This is a genomic window from Streptomyces sp. NPDC059477, assembly GCF_042749375.1.
Lineage (GTDB): Bacteria > Actinomycetota > Actinomycetes > Streptomycetales > Streptomycetaceae > Streptomyces.
The window spans coordinates 19007-36172 of sequence record NZ_JBHYUG010000084.1; the positions used below are offsets into that span (position 1 = coordinate 19007).

Annotated in this window: 15 protein-coding genes; 4 read left to right on the plus strand and 11 right to left on the minus strand. The window is 72.5% G+C overall.

Going from position 1 to position 17166, the window contains the following annotated elements; genetic code table 11:
* Positions 1–114: 114 nt before the first annotated feature.
* The 7 genes from ACFXAZ_RS30785 to ACFXAZ_RS30815 form a co-directional block, all read right to left on the minus strand.
* Positions 115–897 carry an ABC transporter ATP-binding protein gene (locus ACFXAZ_RS30785; RefSeq protein ID WP_382686618.1) on the minus strand — a complete coding sequence of 261 codons (783 nt, stop codon included), beginning with the start codon at positions 895–897 and terminating at the stop codon, positions 115–117.
* Complete coding sequence (locus tag ACFXAZ_RS30790; RefSeq protein ID WP_384597842.1) at positions 890–1819, minus strand: ABC transporter permease; 930 nt, start codon at positions 1817–1819, stop codon at positions 890–892. The genes ACFXAZ_RS30785 and ACFXAZ_RS30790 overlap by 8 nt, the downstream gene beginning before the upstream one ends.
* A gap of 103 nt (positions 1820–1922) precedes the next feature.
* Entirely contained in the window at positions 1923–2768 is an 846-nt protein-coding gene (locus ACFXAZ_RS30795; RefSeq protein WP_384597869.1) for a glycosyltransferase family 2 protein, read from the minus strand.
* An 80-nt stretch (positions 2769–2848) separates the two neighbouring features.
* The gene (locus tag ACFXAZ_RS30800) at positions 2849–3628 is read right to left on the minus strand and encodes a CDP-alcohol phosphatidyltransferase family protein (protein ID WP_384597843.1); all 780 of its coding nucleotides are present in this window, start codon (positions 3626–3628) and stop codon (positions 2849–2851) included.
* Complete coding sequence (locus ACFXAZ_RS30805; RefSeq protein ID WP_384597845.1) at positions 3606–4667, minus strand: iron-containing alcohol dehydrogenase family protein; 1062 nt, start codon at positions 4665–4667, stop codon at positions 3606–3608. The genes ACFXAZ_RS30800 and ACFXAZ_RS30805 overlap by 23 nt, the downstream gene beginning before the upstream one ends.
* A complete protein-coding gene (locus ACFXAZ_RS30810) occupies positions 4655–5407 on the minus strand; it encodes a sugar phosphate nucleotidyltransferase (protein ID WP_384597847.1) in 753 nt (250 codons plus the stop codon). The genes ACFXAZ_RS30805 and ACFXAZ_RS30810 overlap by 13 nt, the downstream gene beginning before the upstream one ends.
* A complete protein-coding gene (locus tag ACFXAZ_RS30815; RefSeq protein WP_384597849.1) occupies positions 5404–7194 on the minus strand; it encodes a DUF5941 domain-containing protein in 1791 nt (596 codons plus the stop codon). The genes ACFXAZ_RS30810 and ACFXAZ_RS30815 overlap by 4 nt, the downstream gene beginning before the upstream one ends.
* A gap of 892 nt (positions 7195–8086) precedes the next feature.
* On the opposite strand from ACFXAZ_RS30815, the gene ACFXAZ_RS30820 reads away from it, so the two are divergent.
* Together ACFXAZ_RS30820 and idi are read left to right on the plus strand one after the other, a co-directional pair.
* A complete protein-coding gene (locus ACFXAZ_RS30820; protein WP_384597851.1) occupies positions 8087–9028 on the plus strand; it encodes a cation diffusion facilitator family transporter in 942 nt (313 codons plus the stop codon).
* A gap of 228 nt (positions 9029–9256) precedes the next feature.
* Positions 9257–9850 (plus strand): isopentenyl-diphosphate Delta-isomerase, encoded by a 594-nt coding sequence (idi, locus tag ACFXAZ_RS30825; protein ID WP_384597853.1) that lies wholly within the window; start codon positions 9257–9259, stop codon positions 9848–9850.
* Between the two features lie 33 nt (positions 9851–9883).
* Here idi and ACFXAZ_RS30830 read toward each other — a convergent pair whose 3' ends face one another.
* Both ACFXAZ_RS30830 and ACFXAZ_RS30835 read right to left on the minus strand, forming a co-directional pair.
* Positions 9884–10393: an ATP-binding protein gene (locus ACFXAZ_RS30830; protein WP_384597855.1), complete on the minus strand. Its 510-nt coding sequence runs from the start codon at positions 10391–10393 to the stop codon at positions 9884–9886.
* Positions 10394–10566: 173 nt separating this feature from the next.
* Positions 10567–11184 (minus strand): HdeD family acid-resistance protein, encoded by a 618-nt coding sequence (locus ACFXAZ_RS30835; protein ID WP_384597857.1) that lies wholly within the window; start codon positions 11182–11184, stop codon positions 10567–10569.
* A 113-nt stretch (positions 11185–11297) separates the two neighbouring features.
* Between ACFXAZ_RS30835 and ACFXAZ_RS30840 the strand changes: the two genes are divergently transcribed.
* Entirely contained in the window at positions 11298–12071 is a 774-nt protein-coding gene (locus ACFXAZ_RS30840; RefSeq protein ID WP_384597859.1) for an enoyl-CoA hydratase/isomerase family protein, read from the plus strand.
* Here ACFXAZ_RS30840 and ACFXAZ_RS30845 read toward each other — a convergent pair.
* Entirely contained in the window at positions 12040–12675 is a 636-nt protein-coding gene (locus ACFXAZ_RS30845) for a DJ-1/PfpI family protein (protein WP_384597861.1), read from the minus strand. The two genes, ACFXAZ_RS30840 and ACFXAZ_RS30845, sit on opposite strands and share 32 nt — an antisense overlap.
* An 824-nt stretch (positions 12676–13499) precedes the next feature.
* A complete protein-coding gene (locus tag ACFXAZ_RS30850; protein WP_384597863.1) occupies positions 13500–14459 on the minus strand; it encodes a GlxA family transcriptional regulator in 960 nt (319 codons plus the stop codon).
* A gap of 205 nt (positions 14460–14664) precedes the next feature.
* Between ACFXAZ_RS30850 and ACFXAZ_RS30855 the strand changes: the two genes are divergently transcribed.
* Positions 14665–17079 carry a Tex family protein gene (locus tag ACFXAZ_RS30855; protein ID WP_384597865.1) on the plus strand — a complete coding sequence of 805 codons (2415 nt, stop codon included), beginning with the start codon at positions 14665–14667 and terminating at the stop codon, positions 17077–17079.
* The last annotated feature ends 87 nt before the right edge of the window (positions 17080–17166 follow it).

Consider the following 17166-nt stretch of genomic DNA (forward strand, 5'->3'; position numbering starts at 1 on the left):
AACACCCGCTCGGTGACCACATATACCCCCCCGCGGCCCTTTTTGTGCTCTTATCTGGCGCGGGGGCGGCCCCCCCGGCTCCGGGGGCGGGGGCCCCCCCGGGCCTGGGACGGGCTATCTGCCCGTGAATTTCTCGTACTCCTTGAGGACCTCTTCGGTGGGTCCGTCCATCCGGAGTTCACCCCGTTCCAGCCACAGCACGCGGTTGCAGGTGTCGCGGATCGACTTGTTGTTGTGACTCACCAGGAAAACGGTGCCCGCTTCTTTGCGCAGTTCCCGGATGCGGTCCTCGGAACGCTTCTGGAACTTGCGGTCCCCGGTGGCCAGGGCCTCGTCGATCATCAGGACGTCATGGTCCTTGGCGGCGGCGATGGAGAAACGGAGCCGGGCGGCCATGCCGGAGGAATATGTCCGCATCGGGAGGGTGATGAAATCGCCCTTCTCGTTGATACCGGAGAAGTCGACGATGCCCTCGTAGCGCTCCCTGATCTGTTCCCGGGACATGCCCATCGCCAGCCCGCCCAGGATGACGTTGCGCTCGCCCGTCAGATCGTTCATCAGGGCCGCGTTCACGCCGAGCAGCGAGGGCTGGCCGTCGGTGTAGACCTTGCCCGACTCGGCCGGGAGCAGTCCGGCGATGGCACGCAGCAGGGTGGACTTGCCGGAGCCGTTGGAGCCGATCAGGCCGACGGCCTCGCCCCGGTAGGAGGTGAAGGACACCCCGCGCACGGCGTGCACCTTGCGCACCCCGCGCGGTTCGCCGCCGCGCTTGAGTATCCGGCTGAGCGCGGCGGTGGCGCTGCCCTTGCCGGTCTTGGCGCCGTTGACCCGGTAGACGATGTGCAGATCGTCGGCGATGACGGTGGGGATCTGCGCCCCGTGCGGTTGCTCAGCCACGGCCGTACTTCTCCTCCGCCTTCCAGAAGTACACGAAGCCGCCGACCGCGAACAGCAGCGCCCAGCCGCAGGCGATCGCCCAGACGTGGTCGGGCAGGTTCTGCGGGCCGTAGTCCTCGATCAGCGCGAAGCGGATCAGGTCCATGTACACGGCGGCCGGGTTCCACTGGAGGATGTTCGCGATCCAGGACGGCTTGTTGGCCAGCATGATCGGGATGGAGTACATCACCCCGGACGCGTACATCCACGTACGCATCACGAACGGCATCAGCTGGGCCAGGTCCGGGGTGGCCGAGCCGGCCCGCGCCATGATCAGGGCGAGGCCGGTGTTGAACATGAACTGAAGGGCCAGCGCGGGCACGATCAGCAGCCAGGACATGTCCGGGTAGCTGCCGAACGCGACGGTGACCGCGAACAGCACGATCATGGAGAACAGCAGCTGCTGGAGCTGCTGGAGGGCGAACGAGATCGGCAGCGAGGCCCGTGGGAAGTGCAGCGCCCGCACCAGGCCGAGGTTCCCGGAGATCGCCCGCACGCCCGCCATCACCGAGCTCTGCGTGAAGGTGAACACGAACACGCCGGTGACCAGGAACGGGATGTACACCTCCTGGCTCATGCCGCGGTCGGCCTGGAGGATCACACCGAAGATGAAGAAATAGACCGCCGCGTTCAGCAGCGGGGTGACCACCTGCCACAGCTGGCCGAGCTTCGCCTGGCTGTACTGGGCGGTGAGCTTGGCCCGGGAGAACGCCAGGATGAAGTGGCGGCGGTCCCAGAGCCGGCGGACGTACTCGACGAGGGAGGGCCGGGCGCCGCTGACGGTCAGGCCGTACTTCGCGGCGAGCCGTTCCGCGGACAGCGACTCGTCGGGCGACACGGGCGCGCTCACCGCGACCGTGGCGTCATGCGTTGTCTCACTCACAAGGGGAAACTTTCGTCTTCGATGTGCGCGGCCCCGGGCGGGCCCGGCACAGGGCGGCGGCCCGCCGGGCCATCGCCCCGGGCACCCGTCGGGGACGAGCTTGTCAGATCACCGGAGGCCGGCCCAGTCGGGTCAGCCGCCACACGGTACGCCACTTCATGGGGCGCCGCGGACCGCACGGAGTGGTCCAGCCCTCGCGGAAGCCGCCGAACCAGGCGCGCAGCGCCGAGCGCGAGGGGCGGCGGGCCAGGGTGAGCAGCAGCCAGACGCCGAGATAGACGGGGACGAGGGCCGCGGGCAGATTGCGCCGGGCCAGCCAGACCCGGTTGCGGGCGACCATGCGGTGGTAGACCGCGTGCCGGGAGGGGGCCGTCGTCGGGTGGTGGAGCACCATGTCGGAGCGGTAGTCGATCATCCAGCCGGCGTCCAGGGCCCGCCAGGCCAGGTCGGTCTCCTCATGGGCGTAGAAGAATTCGTCGGGCAGCGCGCCGACCTCGGCGAGGACCTGGGTGCGCACCGCGTTGGCGCCGCCGAGGAAGGTGGTGACCCGGGAGGAACGCATCGGGTCGGCGGCCCGCAGCCGGGGGACGTGGCGGCGCTGGGTCTGCCCGGTGTCGGGGTCGGCTATGCGGAAGCTGATGATGCCGAGCCGCGGGTCGGTGGTGAAGGCGGTACGGCACAGTTCGGCGGTGTCGTGCTGGGCGAGCAGCCCGTCGTCGTCCAGGAAGAGCAGGATGTCGACGTCCCGCCCGCCCGGTCCGAACGCCTCGATGCCGACATTGCGGCCCCCGGGTATGCCGAGGTTCTCGGGCAGCTCGATCGTGCGCACGCCGGGCGGCAGCTCCGGGACGGGCGAGCCGTTGCCGACCACGACCACCTCGACGGGGGCGCCGTCCTGCTTGGTTATGGAGTCCAGCAGGGCGCGCAGTTCGTCGGGGCGGTTGCCCATGGTGATGACGACGGCGCCGACCTTGGGGGTGCCCGGGACCTGGGAGGGCGTGCCGGGCCGCGCCGGGCCGTTCGCCGCGTTCACCGGAGCCTGCTCGACGCGAGGACGGACACCAGGTGCAGCAGGGTCTGGAGCACGGCGATCCCGGCGAGTACGGCGGTGCCCAGGCGGGTGAAGAAGAGGTCGCCGCGGGAGGCGTCCAGGATCGCCAGGAGCAGGATCAGCAGGGTCGCCTCGATGCCCAGGATCAGCCGGTGGAACTTGAGGGCGGCGGCGGCCCTGCGGGCGAGCGCCATGCCGGAGGAGCGGGGCTCGGCGGCGGCCTCCTGGACCGGCGGCAGCCCGCCCTGGTGCCGGGCGACACCGACCAGGTCGGTCTCCGCCTTGATCAGGATGGCGCCGAGGGCGGCGAGGGTGCCCAGGAACGCCCACAGCCAGTCGATCCGGCCGCTCCCCCACACATCGGCCGCGCGCAGCCCGAGCCCGACCAGGACGGCCGCGTCGGTGAGGTAGGCGCCGACCCGGTCCAGATAGACCCCGCCCAGGGAGTACTGCTTCTTCCAGCGGGCGATCTCGCCGTCCACGCAGTCCAGCAGCAGATACAGCTGGACCATGAGCACGCCGAGCAGGGCGCCGGTGATGCCCGGCACCAGCAGGGCGGGGAGCGCGAGCACACCGCACACGGTCATCAGGTACGTGAGCTGGTTGGGCGTGACCCTGGTGTTCACCAGGTAGCGGTCGACGCGCAGCGACACCTCACGCATGTAGAGGCGTCCCGCCCAGTGCTCACCGCTGCGCCGGTCCTTGACCCCGGCGGGGTGCACGACCGGCCTGAGTTCAGCTACCGATGGCCTTGACATAGTCGGCGTAGATGTCCTTGATCTGGTGGGTGTTCAGGTCGAGGTGCTCAAGAATCGTGTAGCGGCCGGGCCGGGTCCGCGGCGCGTACTCCACGACCCGGACGAACTCCTCCTCGGTGAAGCCGATCTCCTGGGGCAGCACCGGCAGTCCGTGCCGGCGCAGCACCGCGGCCAGGTAGGCGGACTCCTCGTGGGCGCCGCGCAGATACATGGCGAAGGCCGCGCCGAGACCGCACTGCTCGCCGTGGGCGGCGGCCCGCCTCGGGTACAGCAGGTCGAAGGCGTGGTTGATCTCGTGGCAGGCGCCGGAGGAGGGCCGGGAGTCGCCGGAGACGGACATGGCGATGCCGCTGAGCACCAGCGCCTCGGCCAGCACCTGGAGGAAGTCGTTGTCGCCGATGCCGCCCGGGTGGCGCAGTACGGCCTCACCGGCCTGGCGGGCCATGGCGGCGGCGAGGCCGTCGATCTTCTCGCCCTTGACCCGGTGGGCCAGCTCCCAGTCGCGGATCGCGGAGATGTTGGAGACGGCGTCGCCGATCCCGGCGCGCACGAAGCGGGCCGGGGCCTCGCGGATGACGTCGAGGTCGATGACGACGGCGATCGGGTTGGGCACACCGTAGGAGCCGCGCCCGGCGTCGTTGTCGAGGGTGGCGACCGGCGAGCACAGTCCGTCGTGGGCGAGGTTGGTCGGTACGGCGACCAGGGGCAGCCCGACCCGGGCCGCGGCGAACTTGGCACAGTCGATGATCCGGCCGCCGCCGAGGCCGACGAGGGCGTCGAAGTGCCCGGCCTTGATGTCGCCGGCCAGCCGCACGGCGTCGTCCAGGGTGCCGCCGCCGACCTCGAACCAGGTGGCGCCGGGCAGCGAGGGCGCGACCCGCTCGCGCAGCCGGGCGCCGGAGCCGCCGCTGACGGCTATGGCGAGCTTGCCGGAGTGCGATATGCGCTCGTCGGCGAGGACGGACGCCAGGTCGTCCAGGGCACCCGGGCGGATGTCGACGACGACGGGTGAGGGGATGAGCCTGGTCAGTACCGGCACGCGATCTCCCGTCCCCGGGCGAGGTCGTCGTGGTTGTCGATCTCGACCCAGTCGACGTCGCCGATGGGCGCCACGTCGATCCGGAAGCCGCGGTCGACCAGGTCCTGGTAGCCGTGCTCGTAGAACTGCTGCGGGTCCGACTCCCAGACCCTGCGCAGCGCGTCGCCGAGGTCGGGGGCCGCGTCGCCCTCGATGAGGGTCACGCCTATGTACTCGCCGGTGGCCTCGGCCGGGTCCATCAGCTTGGTTATCCTGCGCACGCCCCGCTCGGGGTCCACGACGACCTTCATCTCCTCGTCGGCGAGGGACTTCACGGTGTCCAGCGCGAGGATGATCCGCTTGTCGCCGCCGCGCGCGGCGAGCAGGGTCCGCTCGACGGAGACCGGGTGGACGGTGTCGCCGTTGGCGAGGATCACCCCGTCCTTGAGGGCGTCACGGCCGCACCACAGGGAGTAGGCGTTGTTCCACTCCTCGGCCTTGTCGTTGTCGATGAGGGTGAGCTTGAGGCCGTACGTCTTCTCCAGCGCGGCCCTGCGCGCGTAGACCGCCTCTTTGCGGTAGCCGACGATGACGGCGGCCTCGGTCAGGCCGATCTCGGCGAAGTTGGCGAGGGTCAGGTCCAGCACGGTCGGTTCGCCCTCGACGCCCTCGGGCCCCACCGGCACCAGCGCCTTGGGCAGGGTGTCGGTGTAGGGGCGCAGACGCCGGCCGGCGCCTGCCGCCAGCACGAGGCCGATCATGCGGGTTCTCCTTCGTCGTGTACGGCGGGTGCCCCGGCCCGGTGGGAGGCCACCCAGAAGCGGACGCTCTCGGCGACCACCACCAGGGCCACGGCCACGGCCAGGGCCGTGAGGGCGAGCGCGAACGCGTCGCCCGTGAGCAGCGCGGCGAGCAGGGTGACGAGCAGGACGCGTCCTTCTTGCCCCCCGGCGGTCCGCACCAGCCAGGCCGGTGGCGCCCCGGCGTTCCCGCGGATGCGGTAGACCGTGTCGTAGTGATGGTAGGCGACGGCCGCCACCAGCCCGAAAGCCGCCGGAAGCGCTCCGTTCACCTCCGCTTTGACCGCGAGGACGAGGACCGTGCCGTACTCGGCGGCGCGGAAGAGCGGCGGGACCAGCCAGTCCAGGGCGCCCTTGAGCGGCCGGTACAGCGCCTGACCGGCGGTGATCGCGTAGACGAGGGCGCCCGCGACCGGCGCCCAGGTGACGCCGGAGAAGAGCGAGACGGCGAGGACGGCGGTGCCGGCCCCGGCGACCAGGAGGGGGGAGCCGAGCCGGACGCGGGTGATCCGGGCCACGCACCGGGCGAGCGGGCCGTTGTCGGCGAGGTCCGCGAGCGCCTGTGCCGCGCGGTCGGTGCGGCGCGCCTTGCGGGTGAGCGAGCGCAGCACCCGCCCGGCGGTGGTGTAGGTCGCGGCGAAGGCGCAGCCGATGAGCAGCGCGTAGAAGGTGATGCGGGGGGTGGTGAACGCGGTGAGCAGGGCGATCATGGCCCAGCGCTCGCCGATCGGCAGCACGATCATCCGGCGTACCCACACCGTCCAGCCGACGCTGTCGAGCTTGTCCGACAGGGCGGCGGTGGGGCTGGTGTTGGCGGTGGCGTCGTGGTTGGCCTCGTTGAAGGAGAAGTCCACGACATGGCGGCAGGTCTGGAGGACCATCGCGCCCAGCGCGAGGGCCCATACGTCGTCGCCGCCGCGGGCCGCGCCGAGGGCGAGTCCGGCGTAGTAGGCGTACTCCTTGGCCCGGTCGAAGGTGGCGTCGAGCCAGGCGCCGAGGGTGGAGTACTGGAGGGAGTAGCGGGCCAATTGGCCGTCGGTGCAGTCCAGCACGAAGGACGCGATCAGCAGCACGCCCGCCGCGGCGAAGCCGCCGCGCGTGCCGGTGGCCGCGCACGCGGCGGCGATCAGGGCGGTGAGCAGCGAGGCGGTGGTGACCTGGTTGGGGGTCAGCCCGCGCCGGGCGCACCAGCGGGCGAGATAGCGGGAGTAGGGGCTGACGCAGAAGGTGGTGAAGAAGCCGTCGCGGGCCTTGACGGCCGATTTGAGGCGTACGGCTTCGTCGTCGACGGCGGCCACCGACTGACGTGCCTCGTTGCGGGCCTGGGGGTCGGCCGGGACCTCGGCGACCAGGGTGCCCAGCTCGGGGCGGTGCACGGTGGCGCCGTCGTCCGTGAGGGCGGTGAGCACCCGGTCCGGGAGGCTGTCGATCAGGACGGCGGCCTCGGCGGAGCGTTCGCGGGCCAGCGCGCGGGTCAGTTCCTGGCGGCCGGACGCCTGGGCGGTGACGGCGCCGGGCACGGCGGCGAGCGGGAAGCGCGGGTCGGTCAGGCCGAGCCGCAGCGCGTGCGGGTGGCCCACGAAGCGGGCGTCCACCAGCGCGACCCGGTCCGCGCACGGGACCTCGGCGAGCAGCGTCTCGGCGTCGGCGGTACCGGAGGCGATGCGCACCTCGAAGCCGAGCGACCGCAGATCGCCCTCGATGGACGATCCCGGGACCGGCTGGCCGGTGAGGATAGCGGTCGACAACCGAACTCACTCCCTGGGTGCCGACGCGTCCGCGCCGGTCATGTGCATGGTGGGGGCGCCCCTTGGCTGCACCAGCCGGGCGGCATCCGGCAGAGGCTATCGGATGATCGGAAGACCACGTTCACCGCCCGTTCATGGTCCGGACGACGCCGTTTTGCCCTGCCTGCGCTGTCGATCATCATGCGGGATACACGGGTCGCCGTACAAAATCACACCGCAGAGGGGGCATTCCCGGGCGTTGATCCTGAACCCATCGGTAACCGGAGGTACGGGACCTCGGGACGCCTGCCGGGGGTGGCTGTCGGGCGGCGACTGCGGGGCGGGGTCCGGTCACCGCGCCGGAGGACCCGGGCCGCCTCGCCGTGACGGGTGCCGGCCGGCAGCGGCCCGGCTGTCCGTCCCCGGTGCCGCTCCGGGCGGTGAGGGAGGCGCCGTCGGTGCCGAGGTCGCCGCCGAGGGTGGTGCCCTCGGAGACGGAGTACGGGAAGCCGCCGGGCGACGAGGTCGTTGCGGCGGGGGACGGCCCGACCGGGCCCCGCGTCGGAGGGCCGGGCCGCTGCGCCGCGACGGGTGTCGCCGGGGCCGTGGGCGTGGCCGTGCGTCGCGGCTGCGCGAGGGGCGGCGTCGCGGGGCGCGGGGTCGGCCGGGCGGGCCGCGAACGGGCTGGGCCGGACGGCCCTGCGCACAGGGCCCGTCGTGGTCGGGTCGGCGCGGCGCGCCCCCGGCTCCAGCCCGCCCGGACGATCACCCACATGGCCTGACCTGCGATTCGTTTCCGCAGGTCAGGGCACATGACAACGGTGTTCACTGCCGCGTTGCCACATACCCCCCACCCGTAGTTCACTGTGGGCGCGGGCCGATCACGGGCCGATCACACTGGAGGCGGTTTTTCATGGGCGCTGGGCACGATCACGGGCACTCGCACGGCCCGCCGGCGGGCAGCGGTACGGCGGCGTCGGCGTACCGGGGACGGCTGCGGATCGCGCTGGGGATCACGATCACCGTGATGGTGGTGGAGATCGTCGGTGGCATCCTCGCCGACTCGCTCGCGCTGATCGCGGACTCCGCGCACATGGCGACGGACGCGGTGGGGCTCGGGATGGCGCTGCTGGCGATCCACTTCGCCAACCGGCCGCCCAGCGAGCGGCGCACCTTCGGGCTGGCCCGCGCCGAGATCCTCGCCGCGCTCGCCAACTGTCTGCTGCTGCTCGGCGTCGGCGGTTATGTGCTGTACGAGGCGATCCAGCGGTTCATCACCCCGGCCGAGACCGAGGGCGGGATGACCATCGTGTTCGGCGTGATCGGCCTGGTCGCCAACATGATCTCGCTGTCGCTGCTGGTGCGCGGCCAGAAGGAGAGCCTGAACGTGCGCGGCGCCTTCCTGGAGGTCGCGGCGGACGCGCTGGGCTCGCTGGCGGTGATCGTCTCGGCGCTGCTGATCCTCACCACCGGCTGGCAGGCCGCCGACCCGGTCGCCTCGCTGGTGATCGGCCTGATGATCGTGCCGCGCACGCTCAAGCTGCTGCGCGAGACGCTGGACGTGCTGCTGGAGTCGGCCCCCAAGAGCGTCGACATGGCGCAGGTGCGCTCGCACATACTGGCGCTGGAGGGCGTCGAGGACGTGCACGATCTGCACGCCTGGACCATCACCTCGGGCATGCCGGTGCTCTCCGCCCATGTGGTGGTCCGCACGGAGGTGCTCAACGCGATCGGCAACGAGAAGATGCTGCACGAGTTGCAGGGCTGCCTCGGCGACCACTTCGACGTGGAGCACTGCACCTTCCAGCTGGAGCCGAGCGGGCACGCGGAGCATGAGCCGGGGTTGTGCCACTGACCCGGCGACGGGAGCGGCGGGGGCGTGTCCGCCGGGGTGCACCACCCGTCCCGTCGTTCACGCCCCTGTCCCTGACGGTTCCCTTCCCGGCCCGCCGGGCAGGATGGCCTCCGGGCCCGTGGAGGGCGTCCGTGCCGGGCGGGGGACATGCCGGGAGCGCCCGGGAAGTGCCGGTCGCGGCCCGCTTCGTACGGCAGACTGGGGCGAGGACCGAGGCGAAGGATGGGTATGCCGATCACACCTGCCACCGCGACGCACAGCTCGTCGAACGGCACCGCGGAATCGATCATGCTGGAACTGGTCGACGAGAGCGGTGTGACCATCGGCACCGCGGAGAAACTCGCCGCCCACCAGCCACCCGGACAGCTGCACCGGGCGTTCTCGGTGTTCCTGTTCGACGAGCGCGGACGGCTGCTGCTCCAGCAGCGGGCGCTCGGCAAGTATCACTCTCCCGGTGTCTGGTCGAACACCTGCTGCGGTCACCCCTACCCCGGTGAGGCGCCGTTCGCGGCGGCGGCCCGGCGGACGTACGAGGAGCTGGGGGTCTCGCCGTCGCTGATGGCCGAGGCGGGCACGGTGCGCTACAACCACCCGGACCCGGCGTCCGGCCTGGTGGAGCAGGAGTACAACCATCTCTTCGTCGGCATGGTGCAGGCACCGCTGCGGCCGGATCCGGAGGAGGTCGGCGAGACCGTGTTCGTGACGCCGGAGGAACTGGCCGAGCGGCATGAGAAGGACACCTTCTCGTCCTGGTTCATGACCGTGCTGGACGCCGCCCGCCCCGCCGTCAGAGAGCTGACCGGCCCGGCGGCGGGCTGGTAGGACCGCCGGGCCGGCCGGGCGCGCCGCGAGGCGTCAGAGCGCGCCCGCGGGCTTCAGCGGCAGGGCGGCCCAGATCACCTTGCCGCCGCTCGCGGTGTGCTCGACGTCGCACACCCCGCCCGCCTCCCGGGCGATCTCCGTCACCAGCAGCAGCCCCCGCCCGCCCGTCCGGCCGTGATCGGCCTCCAGGGCGGTCGGGCGGTAGGGGTGGTTGTCCTCCACGGACACCCGCACCCACTCCGCGCCCACCGCCACCTCGACGGCGAGCACCGGCGACAGCAGTGCCGCGTGCCGGACCGCGTTCGTGACCAGCTCCGAGACGATCAGCAGCAGGCCGTGGGCCACGTCCTCGGTGACCGGTACCCCCTGACGCAGCAGCAGGTCCCGCACCGCGTGCCGGGCCTGCGGGACCGAGGCGTCCACGGCGGGGGCGGTGAACCGCCAGACCCCTTCGTACGGCAGTGGCCGCGGGACGCCGGCCTCAAGGGGTCTTTCCACGCCGCCGGCCACGCGCGGACCGGCCCCGGGCCCATGGTCGTCCATTGTCCGGTCGCCACCCTTGCACTCGATTGTCACCACACGACGAGTGTTGAGAACCCACCGCCCCGGCCCACCGAGCTGAACTGAAGTCAGCGCTTATCGAACACTTCTGATCGTTGGCGTATGACGCGGTCGGCTCAGGGACTGCTCCTGACTCCTGGTGCCAATTTCGCGAACTATTCGGGTTGTACGGGTTTGACCCCGCCGTCGCCCGATTCATCCCCGGCGAGCCCGTCGGGCACCCTCGCGGCGGTCCGCCGGCCGCCGAAACCGGAGGCGATCAGGCCGAGCCCGTCGAAGAGCAGCGCAAGCGAGAGGAAGGCGCCGATCACATAGCGGCTGCCGCTCGGCCAGGACCCCAGCACCAGGGCGCCGAGCAGCAGGTCGACGGCGCCCAGCAGCAGCGTCCAGCCGAACTGCGGGCCGCGCACGACGAGGCTGCCGACCAGCCGGTACAGCCCGGCCGACAGGAAGAGCAGCGCGGCGAACAGGGCGAGCGCGTCGGCGGCGGCGTCCGGACTGCGCAGGATCACCACCCCGGCGGCCAGGTTCAGGGCGGCGACGATCACGCCGAGCCAGAAGAAGCCGGTGCCGCGCGCCTGCACGGAGTGCAGCAGGCCGACCGCCCCACCGAACAGCAGCAGCCAGCCGAACAGCAGCATCGAGGTGAGGGTGGCGAAGGCGGCGTAGAAGAGGCCGATCAGCCCGGCGACGACCAGCAGCACCCCCAGCGCACCGAGCCACCCGAAGCCGCGGTGCGGCCTCGCCGCCTCGGCCTTCGCGGATCCGGCCATCGGACCTCCGTGGATCGGGCACCGCCCCAGAACCCGGCCGCCGGGCCATGGGCACGGCGTCACGCGGCCCCTTCCCGAGCGTACGTTCGGCGGGCACGGATAGCATCCGGCGCATGGAGCCGCAGCTGCTGCACACCGTCAACGACTCGGTCGCCACCGTCGTCATCCACCACCCGGCCCGGCGCAACGCCATGACGGCGGCGATGTGGCGGGCGCTGCCGCCGCTGCTGGGGACGCTGGCCGCCGACCCCGCCGTACGGGCGCTGGTGCTGACCGGGGAGGGCGGCACGTTCTGTGCCGGGGCCGACATCACCGGGCTGCTGGACGCGCCCGACGAGGCGCGGGAGCTGGCGGTGGCCGCCGAGGAGGCGCTCGCGGCGTTCCCGAAGCCGACGCTGGCGGCGATCCGGGGGCACTGCGTGGGCGGTGGGGCGCAGCTGGCGGCGGCCTGCGATCTGCGGTTCGCGCGGGAGGGGGCGCTGTTCGGGGTGACGCCCGCGAAGCTGGGGATCGTCTACCGGGCCTCGTCCACCCGGCGGCTGGTGGCGCTGGTGGGTCCGGCCACCGCCAAGTACCTGCTGTTCTCGGGCGAGTTGATCGACGCGGACCGGGCGCTGCGGACGGGGCTGGTGGACGAGGTGCTGCCGGATGGTGAACTCGGCAAGCGGGTCGCCGAGTTCACCCGGATCCTGGCGTCGCGCTCCCTGCTGACGCAGGCGGCGGCGAAGGAGTTCGCGAACGGCCGCACGGACCGCGACGCGCACTGGGAGGAGCAGTCGCGCGGCAGCGGGGACCTCGCCGAGGGGGTGACGGCGTTCCTGGAGCGCCGCGCGGCGCGCTTCGACTGGACGGTGCCTATGTCAGCAGGAACCGGCTCTGGGAGCTGAGCGCCGCCACGATGTGCGCGGGCGCCTTGTGCGGTGACCCGGCGTCGTAGGGCGGCTGCGGGTCGTACTCCGTGACGAGCTGGACGGTCTGGGCGAAGTCGTCGCCCGCGATCCGGCCGAGCAGGGTCAGGCCCATGTCGATGCCGGCGGAGACCCCGGCCGCGGTGACGTACTTGCCGTCGACGACGACCCGCTCGCCGGTCGGTTCGACGCCGTAGCGGGTCAGGTGCTCCAGGGCCAGCCAGTGGGAGGTGGCCCGGCGGCCGGTCAGCAGGCCCGCGGCGGCCAGCAGCAGGGAGCCGGTGCAGACCGAGGTGGTCCAGGTGCTGGTGGCGTCGGCGGTGCGCAGCCAGTCGAGCAGTACGGCGTTGTCCATCTGCTCGCTCTGCCCCGGACCGCCGGGCACCACCAGCAGATCCGGCGCGGGCACCTCCCCGAGACCACGGTCGGCGACCAGCGCCAGCGCGCCGGTGTCGGAACGCACCGGACCGGGCCGCTCGGCAACGAACACCAGTTCAGCCCCGGGGAGCCGACCGAGGGTCTCATAGGGCCCGACGGCGTCGAGGGCGGTGAAACGATCGAAGAGCAGGACGGCGATCTGCATGGGGGGCCTTTCGGGTTTCGGGTGGGGTGAGTGGGCGGGGGCTGTGGGCGGACGCCGGACGGGATCGGCGGGGGGCTGCGGGCGGACGCCGGGTGGGATCGGTGGGCAGGGAGTGAGCCGGGGGGCTGTGGGCTAGCGCCGGGAGGGGTCAGCGGGTCAGGTCAGCGGGCGGGCTTCGGATGGCATCGACGGGCGGGATCGGCGAGTCGGCTCAGCGGGCGGGCGTCCGGCGGAAGCGGCGGGCAGCGGCAGCGGGCGGCTGGGCGGGCGGGGGAGGCAGCGGCCCGGGTCAATGGGCGGGCCGCCGGGCGAGATCGGTGGGCAGGGTCAGCAGGCAGCGGCAGCGAGCAAGGCGCTCAGCGAGCGCCGGGCGGGAGCAGCGGCAGGGGTATCCGGCAGGCACCGGACGGGATCGGCGGGCGGAGTCGGCGGGCACGCGCCCGGCGGAAGCAACAGGGGGGATCAGCGGGCGGACGGGGGCAGCCGATCGGGTCGACGGGCGGACGCCGGGTGGGGTCGACGGAAGGGATCGGCGAGCCGAGCGGCGGGCGCCCGGTGAGATCAGCGGGCTGGGTCGCGGGCAGGCGACAGGCAGGGGCGGCGGGCGGCGGCAGCGGGCATGGCGGTCGAAGAGCGCCGGACGGGAGCGGCGGCAGGCGGGTCGGGCAGGCGCCCGGCGGGAGCGGTGGGTAGGCGCCCGGCGGACGGGGTGGGCAAGGCTGGCGGACGGGGTGGGCAAGGCTGGCGGGCGGGGTGGGCAAGGTCGGCGGGCGGGCACGGGGCAGAAGCGACGGGTAGGGGCAGCGGGCAGGCGTCCGGCGGGGTCAGTGGATGGGTGATGGGTGGAAGCGGCGGCGGTATTCGGCTGGGGCCGTGCCCAGGGTTTTGATGAAGGCGCGGCGCATGGCCTCGGGGGTGCCGTAGCCGCTGGCTCGGGAGATCTCCTCGATGCCGTCGGTGGAGTCCTCCAGCAGGCGGCGGGCGTGTTCGAGGCGGACCTGGTCGACGTAGCGTCCGGGGGTCATGCCGATCTCGGCGCGGAAGGCGCGGGCGAAGTGGCGCGGGGAGAGCCGGGCGCGGGCGGCGAGCGTCTCCACGCCCAGGTCCTGCGCCGGGTGCTCGGTGATCCACTGCTGTACCTCGCGCAGGGGCTGACGGCGGGCGGTCTGGGTGGCGAGCTGGACGCTGAACTGGGACTGGTTGCCCGGCCGGCGCAGGAAGACCACGAGATGGCGGGCCACGGTGAGCGCCGCGTCCCGGCCCAGGTCCTCCTCGACCAGCGCGAGCGCCAGATCGATCCCGGAGGTGACCCCGGCCGACGTGGAGAGCCGTCCGTCCCGGATGAAGATGGGGTCGGCGTCGACCCGGACCGCCGGATGGTCCCGGGCGAGGCTCGCGGCGTAGGCCCAGTGCGTGGTGACCCGGCGGCCGTCCAGCAGGCCCGCCTCGGCCAGCAGGTTCGCGCCCGTGCAGACGGAGACCAGCCGCCCCGCGCGCGTGCCGTGCGCCGCCAGCCACGCCACGACCCCCGGGTCGAACGTGCGTGCGCCCTCGCCGCCGGGCACCACGAGCGTGTGCGGCGGCGGAGCATCGGCGAGCGAAGTGTCCGGTACGAGGGTCAGGCCGCTGGAGCTGCGCACGGCCCCGCCGTCGACGGACGCCGTACGGATGCGGTACGACCCCGGCATGTGCTTGTCGGCCCCGGAGAACACCTCCAGGGGGCCGGTGACATCGAGGCTCTGCACGCCGTCGAAGAGAACGACCAGAACGGTTCGCTGCGCCATGCGAACGATTCTTCGCGCGCCGGGGGACGTCCGCAATGACGGGCTCCCCACCTTTTCTGCCATCGGCCGCGCGCCGACGGCCCGGCACGGGCGGCACGCCGAGCCCGGCGGCGCCTGCCTCGCCGGATACCGCCCTGATCCCCGGTTGTCGGTGCCACCTGCCACAATTGCGGCGCAACCCGAAGTGAGAAGGCGGTACGGCATCGTGACGACACCCGGATCTCTGGCAGTGGGGTCCATCGAAGGCAGGATCGCCGAGGAGATCGGCGTACGGGAGCGGCAGGTCAAGGCCGCCGTGGAACTGCTCGACGGCGGTTCGACGGTGCCCTTCATCGCCCGCTACCGCAAGGAAGCGACCGAGATGCTCGACGACGCGCAGCTGCGCACGGTCGAGGAGCGGCTGCGCTATCTGCGGGAGCTGGAGGAGCGGCGGACGGCGATCCTGGAGTCGGTGCGCGAGCAGGGCAAGCTCACCGAGGAGTTGGCGGCGCGGATCCGGGGCGCCGAGACGAAGGCGCGGCTGGAGGACATCTATCTGCCGTTCAAGCCCAAGCGGCGGACGAAGGCGCAGATCGCGCGCGAGGCCGGTCTCGAACCGCTGGCCGAGGGCCTGCTGGCCGACCCGACCGTGGAACCACCGGCCGCGGCAGCCGCGTTCGTGGACGCCGACAAGGGCGTCGCCGATCCCCAGGCCGCCCTGGACGGCGCCCGCGCGATCCTCACCGAGCGGTTCGCGGAGGACGCGGATCTGATCGGCGAGCTGCGCGAGCGGATGTGGGTGCGCGGACGGCTGGCCGCGAAGGTCCGCGAGGGCAAGGAGGAGGCGGGCGCGAAGTTCGCCGACTACTTCGATTTCGCCGAGCCGTTCAAGGATCTGCCCTCGCACCGGGTCCTCGCCATGCTGCGCGGTGAGAAGGAGGAGGTCCTGGACCTCGTCCTGGAGCCGGAGGAGGCGACGGAGGGCCCGTCGTCCTACGAGGGCACGATCGCGCACCGGTTCTCGATCGCCGACCGCGGCCGTCCCGGCGACAAGTGGCTGACGGACACGGTCCGCTGGGCGTGGCGCACGCGCGTGCTGGTGCACCTCGGCATCGATCTGCGGCTGCGGCTGCGCACGTCCGCCGAGGACGACGCGGTCGGGGTGTTCGCGGCGAACCTGCGCGACCTGCTGCTCGCCGCCCCGGCCGGTACGCGCGCGACGCTGGGCCTGGACCCCGGGTTCCGTACGGGCGTGAAGGTGGCGGTCGTGGACGCGACCGGCAAGGTCGTCGCGACGGATGTCATCCACCCGCATGTCCCGGCCAACCGCTGGGACGAGGCGATCGCGAAGCTGGCCCGGCTGGCGCAGGAGCACGCGGTCGAGCTGGTCGCGATCGGCAACGGCACGGCGTCGCGCGAGACCGACAAGCTCGCCGGTGAACTCATCACCAGGCACCCGGAGCTGAAGCTCACCAAGGTGATGGTCTCCGAGGCGGGCGCCTCCGTGTACTCGGCGTCCGCGTTCGCCTCGCAGGAGCTGCCGGACATGGACGTGTCGCTGCGCGGCGCGGTGTCCATCGCCCGCCGCCTCCAGGACCCGCTGGCCGAGCTGGTGAAGATCGACCCGAAGTCGATCGGCGTGGGCCAGTACCAGCACGACCTGTCCGAGCAGAAGCTGTCCCGCTCACTGGACGCGGTGGTCGAGGACTGTGTGAACGGCGTCGGGGTGGACGTCAACACGGCCTCCGCCCGGCTGCTGTCCCGGGTCTCCGGCATCACCTCCGGCCTCGCGGAGAACATCGTGGCGCACCGCGATTCCAACGGCCCGTTCACCTCCCGCTCCCAGCTGAAGAAGGTGGCCCGGCTGGGCCCGAAGGCGTACGAGCAGTGCGCGGGCTTCCTGCGCATCCGTGGCGGCGAGGACCCGCTGGACTCCTCCAGCGTGCACCCCGAGGCGTACCCCGTGGTCCGGCGGATGGTGAAGAGCGCCGGTCAGGAGGTGGCGGCGCTGATCGGCAACACGTCGGTGCTGCGTTCGCTGAGGCCCGATGACTTCGTGGACGAGACGTTCGGTCTGCCGACCGTGTCCGACATCCTCAAGGAGCTGGAGAAGCCGGGCCGCGACCCGCGACCCGCGTTCAAGACGGCCACCTTCAAGGAGGGCGTCGAGAAGCTCTCGGACCTGGTGTCCGGGATGGTCCTGGAGGGCGTGGTCACCAATGTGGCCGCGTTCGGCGCCTTCGTGGACGTCGGTGTCCACCAGGACGGTCTGGTGCATGTCTCGGCGATGTCGAAGACGTTCGTGAAGGACCCGCGCGATGTCGTCAAGCCCGGCGACATCGTGAAGGTGAAGGTCCTGGACATCGACATCCCGCGCAAGCGGATCTCCCTGACCCTGCGCCTGGACGACGAGGCGGCCCCGCAGGAGCGGCAGGAACGGGGGGCGGCCGGTGGCGGCCGTCCGCAGCGGGGCGGCGGACGCCCGCCGCAGCAGCGGCAGGGGGGCCGGGGCGGCGAGCGAGGTGGTGAGCGGGGTGACCGGGGCGCCGCGCGTCAGGCCACGCCGCCCGCGAACAGCGCGATGGCGGACGCGCTGCGGCGCGCGGGTCTGCTGAACCCGAAGGACGGCAAGCGCCGCTGAGCCGGCGATCGGGCCCGGGGGGGGCGCCCCCCGCCCCGGGCGGGGCCCCCGGGGGTGGGGGCGGGGCGCGGCCACGCGGGGGGGCGC